Below are 12,977 nucleotides of genomic sequence, written 5' to 3' on the forward strand. Positions count from 1 at the left end.
GCCCTATGATGAACTGGGAAAAACTTTTACTACCGGAGGGCTTTCAAGCCGCAGCTGCCGGGCGGCAACGCAGCCAATTTGAAAAAGACTACGACCGGATCATTTTTTCTGCACCTTTCCGCAACCTGCAGGATAAGACCCAGGTATTTCCCTTGCCGGAGCAGGATTTTGTGCATACGCGCCTGACGCATAGCCTGGAAGTTTCCAGCGTGGGACGCTCCTTGGGAAAATCTGCTGGCACCTTTCTGCTGGAAAAATACCCCGCATTGAAAAACACCCAGTTGCAATCGTTTGACATTGGGGGCATTGTAGCCGCTGCGGCACTGGCTCATGATATTGGAAACCCTCCCTTTGGTCATGCCGGAGAGGAAGCTATCTCCGATTTTTTCCGGTTTCATCCTACCGGTCAGCGTTGGCGGGAAGAATGTTCGGACCAGGAGTGGGAGGACCTGACGAGTTTTGAAGGAAATGCCCAGGGGTTTCGGATGCTACTGGATCGAAAAAACGGGATTAACATTTCTTTACCCACCCTGGCAGCATTTACCAAATACCCCAGGCCTTCCTGGGCTTCGGCTGCTGACCAAAAACGCCGCAGTCAGAAGAAATTCGGGTTTTTCACCAACAACCTATCCGATTACCGTACGCTGGCGGATAGGATGGCCATTCCCCAGCTAGCCGAAAACTGCTGGATGCGGCATCCATTGGCCTTTCTGGTGGAAGCAGCAGACGACATCTGCTACAACATCATCGATTTGGAAGACGGATGTACGATGGGATTGGTTTCGCAGGAAAAGACCATTTCCTTACTCGCTGCCATTATTGGCGACAGGTTTTCTCCGCAGAAGTTGGAGAAATACCCGGGAAACCGTCAGAAGCTAGCCATTTTACGGGCCATGGCCATCAATCAACTCATAGAAGAGACCGATCGGGTGTTTCGGGATAGCGAGCCGCTGCTGCTTACGGGCGCCTTTGATCAGGCATTGACCGATCGCATTCCTTCGGCAGCAGCGCTGCAAGAGATTAGCCGCTTGTCCATTCAGAAAATTTACCGTTCGCAGCCGGTCCTGGAAAAGGAAGCGGCCGGATACCAGGTTTTGGAGGGACTGCTGGAAACATTTGGCACTGCCTTGTACCACCACCACTTCTGTAAGGAACGATTCTCCGGCCAAAATAGAAGCATTCTCCGCCTGCTTCCGGAGGAGTTGGCTCTGTTGTCGAGCCAGTCTGCTTATCCCTTGCTGCGGGGCTTGTTGGACTTTGTCTCTGGCATGACCGATAAATACGCGCTTTCCTTGTACCGGCGGGTGAAAGGAATTTCACTTCCGAATACCTGAGCGGGGTAGCCGTATTTTTTCCGGAGCGGGTAGTCGTTTTGCGTTTTTTTTTCACGATAGGTGAGAACCGGATCAGACCGTCCACTGGTATCGGTTTGGCGTAACTCATATTCCTCAAAACAGCAATGTAGTTGCTATGAATCGGGCTTTATTGGACTTTGAACGGGCAATCCTTATTGATTTTTCACCTCACTTTGAATAATTGGGGTAAAACTGTTTTTGTAGCAACTATAATGGCCTTATCTGCTCAATAGGGCACGTTTTTCGGAATTTGAGGTAAGCCTGGTAACAAAAAAATAAAGCGCATTTTTTTACAGGCAAACAACTTTTTTATTTGGATGGAAAAATCGCTCCCGGCTAACTTACGGTTCGCTGACTAATTTGTGGATAAACTAGTGGATAAACTACCGAAAACAGGTTTAAGAGCGAGGGTATCCGGTAATGATGGGATTTAGATACCGAAGAGCGTGAGCACCAATTTTCTGGTGCCGCCGTGGTCCCGGAATTCTCCCAGGTAAATTCCCTGCCAGGTTCCGAGATTAAGTTTTCCCCCGGAAACGGGAATTTGTACGGAAACACCGAAAATACTTGCTTTCAGGTGCGCAGGCATGTCATCTGGGCCTTCATAGGTGTGGATAAAGTGTGGATAATTCTCCGGGATCAGGTCATTGGCAAACGTCTCAAAGTCTTGACGAACAGTGGGGTCGGCATTTTCATTGATGGTCAATCCGGCGGAGGTATGTTTGATCCATACCTGCAGCATACCCGCGTTGATTTTGGCCAGCTCGGGAAAGTTATCCACAATATTCCGGGTGATGAGATGAAATCCCCGATTAAAGGCGGGCAATTGCATTTCTTTTTGGAAAATTTTCATCGTTTTTTTTCAATTGGTGGAATCTCAAATATAAAACATTTAAGAATACCCATTAATTCTTTATCTTTAAAGACGAAGTGAATCCTCAACCTAAATAAAACGTACGCATGAAACAGTTCTTTTCAACAATTTGCCTGGCGCTGGTTCTTGGACTAAGCCTGCCAGCCATTGGGCAGCAGTCGGTCCGTCTGCTTAGCCTGGAGGATGCCCAGCGCATATCGGATGCTGCTGAGGCCCGTGCCCGGCAGGACAATTGGAATGTCGTCATTGCTATTCTGGACGCCGGTGGACACCTGTTAGCCCTGCGCAGGATGGATGGTACCCAAATTGGGAGTGTGGACGTAGCGCTCCAAAAGGCAGGTACCGCAGTTAAGTTTAAAAGACCCACCAAAGTGTTTGAAGATGGGGTCAAGGCCGGGAACGTACACTTCCTTAGTCTGGGCATAGCCGCCGTGGAGGGGGGGCTGCCCATCCGGGATGGAGACCATGTGATCGGTTCCATTGGTGTGAGTGGCGTGACTTCAGCTCAAGATGGCATTATCGCCGCGGCCGGAGTAGAGGCATTTTAATCCTACGTGTACCAACGAAGGACCGGGAATTCGTTTCCGGTCCCTTTTTATTTTATGCAGAAAGAAAAACTACTTCCTTCCAAGTTGCCCTACGTTGGGACGACCATATTTACCGTGATGTCCGGGTTGGCTACCCAGGAGGGGGCCTACAATTTGTCTCAGGGGTTCCCGAGTTTTGACTGCTCTCCCCGGCTAAGCGAATTGGTAAGCCATTACGTAAAAAACGGTTACAATCAATACGCCCCAATGAGCGGGGTGCCGGCTTTCAGGGAAAGCCTGGCCGAAAAAACCAGCCGCGTGTACGGGGTCGATTACGATCCCGAAACCGAGGTCACCATCACCTCCGGTGCTACCGAGGCTATTTTTTGTGCCGTCACAGCGGTGGTGTATCCGGGCGATGAAGTCATTGTATTGGAGCCAGCTTACGACAGCTACGTTCCGGCCATCGATTTGAACGGAGGCGTTGCCGTGTACGTCACCCTGGATTCGCCGGAGTTTAAAATCGATTGGCAACGGGTAAAGGAGAAGATTTCACCGAAAACCAAAGCCATCATGGTCAATACGCCCCACAATCCGGTAGGGACTGTTTTTAGCAAAGAGGACCTGGAAGCGTTGGCGGAACTGGTGCGCGATACGGATAGTTACATTATCAGCGATGAGGTATACGAACACATCGTCTTCGACGGGGCGGTGCACCATTCTATGATGACGCACCCGGTATTGCAGGAACGGACCTTTGTCTGCGGCTCTCTTGGAAAGACCTACCATACCACCGGATGGAAAATTGGCTACTGCCTGGCGCCAAAAGCCCTCTCAAAGGAATTTCGACGAATTCATCAGTACATCACCTTTAGTACCGTTACGCCCATGCAGTATGCGCTGGCTGATTTTCTAAAATTGCCAGAGCATTACGAGCAGTTGGGGGCTTTTTACCAGCGGAAACGGGATCGGTTCAACGAGGCCTTGAAAGCCTCCCGGTTTACGTTCACCCCATCCAAGGGAAGTTTTTTTCAAATCGTTTCGTACCGAGCGATTACGGACGAATACGATTACGATCTGGCAATCCGCCTGACAAAAGAAATCAAGGTTGCCTCGGTGCCCGTTTCCGTGTTTTATGCAGATAAAAAAGACGACAAATTACTTCGGTTTTGTTTTGCCAAGGACGATGAGATACTGGATAAGGCCGGAGAGATACTTTCCAAACTTTAACGATTGATTGCATGCTCAAATTAGGTTTTGTAAGCGCCATTTTGGCGGAAAATAGTTTTGAAGAAGTCATTGATTTTGCTGCGGCAGCCGATTTTTCCTGCGTGGAAATCATGTGTTGGCCTAAAGGAAAGGCGGAAAGGCGCTACGCCGGGGTCACGCATATCGATGTGGCGGCCCTGGACGAATCGCAAATCGACCACCTGCGGACCTACCAGCGGGAAAAGGGCGTTTTTGTATCCGGACTCGGCTATTATCCCAACCCATTGGATCCGGATGATCGCAAAGCGGAAGTAGCACTTTCGCATATTCTGGCGGTGATCGACGGGGCGGAAAAGCTGGGAATCCCCGTGGTAAACACCTTCGTCGGTCGGAATCCATCGCTTACGATCGAGGATAATCTGAAACTATTTGCCGAACGGTTTCCTGCGGTCGTTCGTCATGCTTCCAAAAAAGGTATTCGCATTGGGATTGAAAATTGTCCCATGTTTTTCACAAACGATGAATGGCCCGGTGGGAAAAACCTGGCTATTTCTCCTGCCGTTTGGGAGAAAATGTTTACCCATATTCCCGATCCGAATTTCGGATTGAATTACGATCCGTCCCATTTGGTGTGGATGCAAATGGATCCCGTTCAGCCGATTTACGAGTTTCGGGAGCGCTTGCATCACATTCACTTAAAGGATGTCAAACTCTATCCGGAGAAACTTAATCGCGTCGGCATTCTGGCGAATCCATTGGAGTACCATTCTCCCAAAATCCCAGGTCTGGGAGATGTTCCCTGGGGAAGGTTTTTTGCAGCGTTGACCGACGTGGGTTATCGGGGGCCTTGTTGCATTGAGGTGGAAGACAAGGCGTACGAAAAATCCCGCGAAGACATGCGAATGGCTATTTTAACGGCAAGGAATTACCTCCGGCAATACATCCCGTTCGATTAATTAAATGGTGAGTATGCGTGGGTTTGCCTCATCGATTGTCTCTCGGGTCCACTCCTTTTCGTCCTGATCCAGTTTTTCTTTCTCATTTTCCTGACCGTTTGCGGGGCTCAGTTCAAACCGGGCGTACATGGGAAAATGGTCGGAAGAGATTGAGGGAAGGCGTTTGATTTGTTTCAATACGAAATGCCTGGAAAGAAATATGTGGTCCAATGGCCACCGGAGCATCGGGTGTTTTGCGTGGAAGGTGTTAAAAAATCCCCTACCCTTTCGGGGGTCTAGCAGGCCGCTGATCTTTTGGAAAAGCCGGGTAGTGCGGGACCAGGCCACGTCGTTGAGGTCACCAAAGACCAAAACCGGCAGTTCCGCGTTTTTCACGTTTTTCCCGACGATCAGTAATTCCGCATCCCGTGGTACAGAAGTGTCGCTTTCACTGGGACTTGGGGGTTCCGGATGCAGGCAATGAATTTGGACTTTTTTCCCGGAGGGAAGGACTGCTTCCGCGTGAATCGAAGGAATGTCGGCTTTTACCAGGTAGTGTACCTTTACGTTTTCCAGGGCCAGGTTGGCATACAAATGCATGCCATATTGATTGTCCAGCGGAATTTTGACCTGTTGGGGATATTCGGGTTGCAAAACCTCCAGCTGCTTTTCCCACCAGGCATCTGACTCCAGGGTTAAAACGAGGTTGGGTTCGTAGCGACGAACCAGTGAGATCAGCTTATCCGCCTCCCGGTTCGGCGTATATACATTACTAACCAGGAGGGAAATTTCGTCTTTGGTAGCTTGCTTGGTACTGCTCTGAACCTCTTTACCTGAAAAAACGGTGTAAGGGAAGATTTTTCGCGCCTGAAAGAAAAAACTGGCGACCACTCCGGAGAGTAAGAGTAAGTTCCAGAGATCGGTGTTCAGGTAGGGAATGAAAAACAGGACCAGGGTAACAAACGCGAGGAATAGCAATTGCAACCGAGGGAAGTCAAACATGCGTACCGACCAGTGGCCCAGTTTCAGTTTGCTGGCAATCACGGCCACCATACCAAAGGCGGCGAGGAAGATTTTGATAAGATTCAGGGCTAGTTCCATGCTCAAAAGTAGTTTAACTAATCCGGTGGCGAGAACTTTATTTCCAAATAAAACACAATATATACGAAAGGGGTAGATTTATTTCTAATTTTAAGCAAGAAATCAACGAAAAAATCCGATGACTTTTTTGAAAGCTTTTTTCAGGCGGGAGTTCGAAGCCCGTGGCCTGGACATGTCCAACGAACCGTTTATTCAGGCGCTTGAAATTGCCTTGCATACAAACAAATCGCTGTTTCTCACCGGAAGGGCAGGTACCGGAAAGACCACATTTTTGCATACGCTGCGGCGGATCAACACTAGCAAAAACACAGTAGTGGTAGCACCTACCGGGGTAGCTGCCATTAATGCCAAGGGAAAAACCATCCACAGTTTTTTTAAGATTGACCCAAGACAGCTGTTTTTACCGGGGGACCCCCGGTTACAGCCAAAAGCCAGCGGCTCCAGTGGGTCAATTTTCGATACTTTTCGGTATTCCAAGAGCCGGCTCAGCCTCATCAAAAACCTGGACCTACTCGTCATCGATGAAATATCCATGGTACGGGTAGAATTACTAGACGTGCTGGATCAGGTGCTGCGCCTGTTCCGAAGGAAAAGGCATCTGCCCTTCGGTGGCGTTCAGTTGCTCCTGATAGGGGATCCGTTCCAACTACCTCCGGTGGTTAGGGAAAACGATTGGTCCCTGCTTTCTTCTCACTACGAGACGCGTTTTTTTTTCAGTTCGCATGCGTTTCAACAGTTGCAGCCCTACCACATCTCCCTGAAAAAAATCTACCGACAGAAGGACGAGGTTTTCAAGGATTTGCTGAACCGGATTCGGGAAAGCCGGCATACCTACGAAGACATCACATTCTTAAACCAGCGGGCCGCGGCGTATCGGTTCGACCTACTTGACGAGGGTTACATCATGTTGGGTACCCACAACCACTCCATTCGCCAAATCAATCAACAAAAACTGGACATGCTAGAAACGGAAGAGCGCCTGTATTCGGCAAGTCTGGAAGGGGATTTTCCGCCTACCATGGCCCCTTTTGATCCCATCGACCTTACACTCAAAGTGGGGGCGCAGGTGATTTTCATGAAAAACAACCCGGAGAAAAAGTACTTCAACGGGATGATCGGTAAGGTGGTCGAAATGGAGGAAAACAAAGTCACGGTAGAAAACAACGAGGGGGCCCTACTGGAAGTGGAGCGGGAAGTCTGGGAACACGTGGATTTTACCTTTGATGAAAAAGAGGGCAGGGTTCACGCGGAGGTGATCGGCAAGTTTACCCAGTTTCCGCTGAAGCTTGCCTGGGCCATTACGGTTCACAAAAGCCAGGGACTTACCTTTGACAAATGCATCGTTGACATCGGACGCTCCTTTGAAGCCGGACAAGTTTATGTAGCCCTCAGCCGTTGTACCAGCCTGGAGGGCCTGGTATTGCGGGCACCTATAGGCATGCAGAGTGTAAAAGTAAGTCAGGACAGCTTGAATTTTAGCTTGCAGCGGCAGGAGGAGTCGCAGATTGAAGAAGAGTTGAAAGAGCAACGGGCCTTTGCTTCCCTCCCCTTTGCCTTTGATGCCTACAGAAAGGGAGATCTTTCGACAGCAAAGGCCATTTTCCAGGAAGTACAACGGATTCATGATATCACGGTGTATGCGAAATGGAAGCAATTTCAACAACTTAGACCCTGGCTGGACATGCGTCAAACGCAAAAAAAGTCGTCCTAATTCCCTGACGCTAAGCAGGTCGGATAAAATTTTTTTCCAAAACCTCTTGTTAAATACATTTTAAATATATAAATTTGTATTTGACAGCAATAAAAATGTTTTTAGATATTTTTAAAAAGGAGGGGCTTTGGAACGGTTTAAACAGCGAAAAAAGTTTTTGGTAGGCGTATTGTTATTCGCAATAGGGTTGGTTTTTTTTAACCCAGGCGAAGGCTTGGCGCAATTGGCCTGCGAGGGCACGCTGCCGGTTAATTTTGGCAGACCTTGGGTTCGGCCGCCCGACAACTGGGATGGGTACGTTTTTCAATTGGATACGGCGTACCGGCCACAAAATGACTGGAACAGGGATTTCAGGGGACTTTCCGGCGCTAACCGTAAATACAAAGGCTATTTGCTACGCGATGGAACGCACTTTTTGTCTACCGCAAGTCTTGCTTTTGATACGCAGTTTTCGGACTATAGCGTGGATGGTTTCAGCAGGGACCTTGATTTTTTTCCAACGGGTATCAGCCAAACAGTCGGTGGAGGCTGTGACACGCAGCTTTCCTATTTTGGCGTAATTCTGCGTAGCAGAAAGACGATCTCTGAGCCCGGAATTTACCGGGTACGCGTGGGAAGCGACGACGGTTCCTTTTTTCGCATGTTTGAAAATGGAACGGTTTCGGATCTGACCCCCGACGTCAATGGAGACCCGGTGACACATGACAACTGGTACAAGGACGGCAGCGACGGTTTGTACAATTTTGTCTATTCCCAAAACATCCGGAATTACTACATTCCCTTCGAGGGAGGCGAATCCGTGTGGATGGACCTGCATTATTACGAGAAAGAGGGGAACAACCGGCTAAGTTTTGATTTTGAATTGTATTTTGGTCCGGGAGAGATTGCCAATCCCGGGAATGCAGCCGGAGTGCGGTCGTATTGCGGCATCGCGCCTGATCCGGAGGCGTTTGAATCGCTGGGTCCGGCCGTATTTGCCGAAGGATCTGAGCCAACCTATCAATGGGAATACACGACTATTGCCAACCCGACGGAATCCGATTGGATTCCCATACCGGGCGCCACGGGTCTTACCTACGACATCCCCCAATACGATATGTCTACTCCAGCCAATGCCTGGACAGGTACCCGGTATTTTCGCCGGAGGGCAGAGAACGAGGTGATTGATGGTGAGGGAAATACACAGGTGAATGCCTTTGCCTCCAATGTACTGGAGGTAACCATCGACATAATCGCTGATTTGGATCAGGAGGAATACGGTATCAATGAATGGATCGGACACATTTATTCCGGCATCAAAAATTACGATTCTCAGGACTACCTGGGCCGAATGACGGAAAATGCGGTATTCGTACAGGACTTTGATTTCAATGGCTTACCCTCCTCTCCGGTTACATTCACGCCCGATTACGGTTGTCCTTTTCTGACCGATCGGTTTTCGGTGCGGTACAAGATGCGGTTGGACGTAGAACCGGGGACGTTGAATTTCGCTGTGCGGGCGGACGATGGGTTTCGGTTGAGTCTGGATGGTGGCCTGACCTGGATGCTATCCGGGCAGTGGGAATCCGGTGGAAGCACGGCCATGGAATACACTGCGCAAGTTGATATTCTGGCAGGTATCGACCAGTTGGAAATGGTACTGGAATACTACGAGAATACCGGGGCGAATACCCTTGATTTTGAGTACGAATTCGTGAGTTTGGTTTTGCCTTTGCACTGGGGTCGGTTTGAAGGCAACGCTTGCGGACAAAGTAACTGCCTAACATGGGAAACCCTGCAGGAAAAGAACACCAGTCATTTTATCATTGAGCGTTCGGCTGACGGTGCTGACTGGACGGCGCTGGAAGAAACGGTCCCCTCCAGGGGCAACTCGAATGGACGTGTGCAGTACCGGGCGACGGATACTGCGTTTGCGTCCGAGTGGACGTATTACCGAATCAAGCAGGTGGATAACGATGGCGCATTTGGGTATTCCGAGGTGATTCGCGTGGCCAATAGCCCGGAAAGCAGAATTATCCGTCCATTTCCGAATCCCACGGTAGATTTTATACATGTCGGGCTGCCCGGAGAAGTGTACCAGGTTACGTTGAGCAGCAAAGATCAGCGGATTCACCAGGGTGCACCGTTGATGGAACGCACCGAAGAGGGCTACGTCATCGACATGCGCATGTATCCAGGAGGCATGTATTTTCTGACCTTTCAGACCGATACTGGCGCAAAGACCTTCAAAGTAATCAAACGGTAGGTCGATATCGGGAACGGATTTTATCCGAACATTTTGTCATTTGTGGGGTTGGGTTGGTATCTTTGCAAGTTATGGGAGCAAGCAGTACCGAGAACACTTCTACACTGGAGAATCTAGATCCGAAGTCCTTTATCATCATAAAAAATGCCCGGGTTAATAACCTCAAAAGCCTGAGTCTGGCCATCCCAAGAAACAAGCTGGTGGTGGTCACTGGGCTATCTGGCTCCGGAAAATCCTCCCTGGCGTTCGATACGCTTTTTGCAGAAGGGCAGCGCATGTATGTAGAGAGCCTAAGCTCTTATGCGCGGCAGTTTTTGGGCCGCATGGAAAAACCGGAAGTTGAGTACATCAAGGGGGTATCACCGGCGATTGCGATTCAGCAAAGCGTAAACACCAAAAACCCCCGGTCGACTGTGGGTACCACCACCGAAATATACGATTACCTGAAATTGCTGTTTAGTAGAATCGGGAAAACCTATTCTCCCGTCAGCGGTGAGGAGGTAAAACACCACACAGTCACCGATGTGGTGGATTACATCCATTCCTTTGCGGAAGGTACGCGTGTACTAATCAGTTGCCCACTACACCTGGTATTTGGGAGGGACACGGGAAAAGAGTTGGAAATTCTACTCCAGAAAGGGTTCACCCGGGTGCTGATTGATGGAGAAGCTTTTTTCGTGGAAGAATTGCTGGAAAAGGAGGCCTTACCCGAGGGGGCGTACGAGATCCTCATAGACCGGATATCCGTCTATCTGGACGACGAAGACAACCAATTCCGGATAGCGGATAGCGTGCAGACCGCATTCTTTGAGGGACACGGCAGTTGTGTGGTGATGGTTCCCGAACAGGGGCGAAGGACTTTCAGCGATAAGTTTGAGTTGGATGGCATTCGATTTGAGTTGCCCTCGGTTAATTTTTTCAGTTTTAATAACCCTTACGGTGCTTGCCGGACCTGTGAGGGGTTTGGCTCGGTGCTCGGAATCGACCCAGATTTGGTCATTCCGGACAAGAGCCTGTCGGTTTTTGAGGGAGCGATTGCTCCCTGGAGGGGCGAGACGACCAAAAAGTGGGTAGAACCGCTTTTAAAAAACGGGATTAAATTTGATTTCCCGATTCATCGGCCTTACGAAGATTTAGACGAAAGGGATAAGGCGCTTTTATGGACCGGAAATTCTTATTTTCAAGGGTTAAACGATTTTTTTGCCTTCATCGAAAGTAAGCTGCACAAAATCCAGTACCGGGTAATGCTGTCCAGATTCAGAGGACGGACCACCTGCCCGGACTGCAAAGGTACCCGCATACGCAAGGATGCTTCGTATGTAAAAATCAGCGGTAAGTCCATTACCGATCTGGTTTTGCTGCCCATAGACAAGTGTCTGACATTTTTTGAGGAGCTGAAATTGGACGAGAGCGATCAACAGGTAGCACAGCGCCTGCTGAAAGAAATTTCTAACCGGCTTCATTACCTGGATCAGGTAGGTCTGGGATACCTTACGCTAAACCGGTTAACCGGATCGCTTTCCGGAGGTGAATACCAGCGAATCAAGCTGGCCACTTCGCTGGGCAGTGCGCTAGTTGGTTCGATGTACATTCTGGATGAGCCCAGCATAGGGTTGCATCCCAGGGACACAGAACGCCTCATTGCTGTACTAAAGTCGCTTCGGGATTTGGGCAATACCGTGATTGTGGTGGAGCACGAAGAGAAAATCATTCGTGCAGCCGATCAGGTAATTGATATCGGTCCGGATGCCGGTGTGCATGGGGGCGAATTGGTTTTTCAGGGCAATTTGGACGAACTGTTGGCCGCCGGAAACACCCACACTTCCCGCTACATCAGTGGTCTGGAATCCATCAGTCACAAGACGGAAAACAGAACATGGAAGGAATATATTTTAATCCGGGGTGCGAGGGAAAACAACCTGAATAACATCACCGTAAAGGTCCCGCTTGGGGTATTGACCGTAGTAACCGGGGTTAGTGGTTCTGGAAAGTCCACATTGGTGAAAAAAGTGCTGTATCCTGCTTTGGGAAAAATCCTGGGGACGGTATCGGACGAATCGGGTAAGTTTGAAAAATTGGAGGGCGATTTTCGAAAGATAACCCGGGTGGAGTTTGTCGACCAGAATCCCATTGGGAAATCTTCCCGGTCCAATCCGGTGACCTATGTAAAAGCATACGACGGTATCCGGGCCTTGTTTGCGGATCTGCCGCTTTCCCGCCAACGAGGTTACAAACCAGCGTTTTTTAGTTTTAACGTAGATGGAGGTAGGTGTGAAGCCTGTCAGGGAGAAGGGACACAAAAGATTGAGATGCAGTTCATGGCGGATATCTACCTGACCTGTGAGTCCTGTAAGGGAAAACGTTTCAAAAATGAGATCCTGGATGTGACTTACCAGGAAAAAAACATAGCGGATGTATTGGCGATGAGCATCGACGAAGCCATGGATTTTTTTGAAGGGAAAACCGCCATCATTCAGAAATTGCAACCCCTGCAGGAAGTGGGCTTGGGTTACATCGGTCTGGGGCAATCTTCCAATACCCTAAGCGGGGGCGAGGCACAACGCGTAAAGTTAGCCTCCTTTTTAGGAAAGGGGGAAACGAAGGCCAAAGATCGTATCTTATTTATTTTTGATGAGCCCACCACTGGGCTTCATTTTCACGACATCAAAAAGCTGTTGCATTCGATTAATGCGTTAATTGATCAGGGACATACGGTATTGATCATCGAGCACAATACCGAAGTGATCATGGCTGCAGATTGGGTGATTGACCTGGGTCCGGAAGGTGGAGACAAAGGCGGAACGGTCACCTTTGAGGGCGTACCCGAAAAATTGATGCAGGAAATTGAAAATCATACCGGACGGTATCTGTCCCAGCTGAATAAGGAATCCCGGGTATAAATTCGGTCTTGGTTTATTTTCAGACGTTTTCGATTCCCTGACTACTGCCCCACTGCAGGATTGCTTTTTTTCCGCAGCAGTGATTCAACCAGTAGGTTGGCAACGACTTTCAAATCCCAA

General features: G+C 49.3%; 9 protein-coding genes. 7 read left to right on the top strand and 2 right to left on the bottom strand.

What is annotated here, in order from left to right; all coding sequences use genetic code 11:
• Window positions 1-5 precede the first annotated feature (5 nt).
• Window positions 6-1,334, top strand: a complete 1,329-nt coding sequence (gene dgt / locus GCU44_RS09025; RefSeq protein WP_154856085.1) for a dGTP triphosphohydrolase — start codon at window positions 6-8, stop codon at window positions 1,332-1,334.
• Between the two features lie 451 nt (window positions 1,335-1,785).
• On the opposite strand, the gene GCU44_RS09030 is transcribed toward dgt, so the two are convergent.
• The gene (locus GCU44_RS09030; RefSeq protein WP_154856087.1) at window positions 1,786-2,208 is read right to left on the bottom strand and encodes a secondary thiamine-phosphate synthase enzyme YjbQ; all 423 of its coding nucleotides are present in this window, start codon (window positions 2,206-2,208) and stop codon (window positions 1,786-1,788) included.
• A gap of 107 nt (window positions 2,209-2,315) precedes the next feature.
• On the opposite strand from GCU44_RS09030, the gene GCU44_RS09035 reads away from it, so the two are divergent.
• The 3 genes from GCU44_RS09035 to GCU44_RS09045 are packed head-to-tail and all read left to right on the top strand — an operon-like array spanning window position 2,316 to window position 4,921.
• On the top strand, window positions 2,316-2,777 hold the full coding sequence (locus tag GCU44_RS09035) for a GlcG/HbpS family heme-binding protein (protein WP_154856089.1): 462 nt from the start codon (window positions 2,316-2,318) through the stop codon (window positions 2,775-2,777).
• 54 nt (window positions 2,778-2,831) lie between these two features.
• The gene (locus tag GCU44_RS09040; RefSeq protein ID WP_154856091.1) at window positions 2,832-3,986 is read left to right on the top strand and encodes a methionine aminotransferase; all 1,155 of its coding nucleotides are present in this window, start codon (window positions 2,832-2,834) and stop codon (window positions 3,984-3,986) included.
• An 11-nt stretch (window positions 3,987-3,997) separates the two neighbouring features.
• Window positions 3,998-4,921, top strand: coding sequence for a sugar phosphate isomerase/epimerase family protein (locus GCU44_RS09045; protein ID WP_154856093.1), 924 nt, complete (start codon window positions 3,998-4,000; stop codon window positions 4,919-4,921).
• Here GCU44_RS09045 and GCU44_RS09050 read toward each other — a convergent pair whose 3' ends face one another.
• Window positions 4,922-6,001: an endonuclease/exonuclease/phosphatase family protein gene (locus tag GCU44_RS09050; RefSeq protein WP_154856095.1), complete on the bottom strand. Its 1,080-nt coding sequence runs from the start codon at window positions 5,999-6,001 to the stop codon at window positions 4,922-4,924. It abuts the gene before it with no gap.
• Between the two features lie 118 nt (window positions 6,002-6,119).
• On the opposite strand from GCU44_RS09050, the gene GCU44_RS09055 reads away from it, so the two are divergent.
• The 3 genes from GCU44_RS09055 to uvrA all read left to right on the top strand — a co-directional run bounded on the left by GCU44_RS09055 (window position 6,120) and on the right by uvrA (window position 12,857).
• Window positions 6,120-7,712, top strand: coding sequence for an ATP-dependent DNA helicase (locus GCU44_RS09055; RefSeq protein ID WP_154856097.1), 1,593 nt, complete (start codon window positions 6,120-6,122; stop codon window positions 7,710-7,712).
• A 127-nt stretch (window positions 7,713-7,839) separates the two neighbouring features.
• A complete protein-coding gene (locus tag GCU44_RS09060; RefSeq protein ID WP_154856100.1) occupies window positions 7,840-9,957 on the top strand; it encodes a hypothetical protein in 2,118 nt (705 codons plus the stop codon).
• 71 nt (window positions 9,958-10,028) lie between these two features.
• Window positions 10,029-12,857: an excinuclease ABC subunit UvrA gene (gene uvrA, locus GCU44_RS09065; RefSeq protein ID WP_154856102.1), complete on the top strand. Its 2,829-nt coding sequence runs from the start codon at window positions 10,029-10,031 to the stop codon at window positions 12,855-12,857.
• Window positions 12,858-12,977: the final 120 nt, after the last annotated feature.

This window comes from Cyclobacterium xiamenense (genome assembly GCF_009467825.1).
Lineage (GTDB): Bacteria > Bacteroidota > Bacteroidia > Cytophagales > Cyclobacteriaceae > Cyclobacterium > Cyclobacterium xiamenense.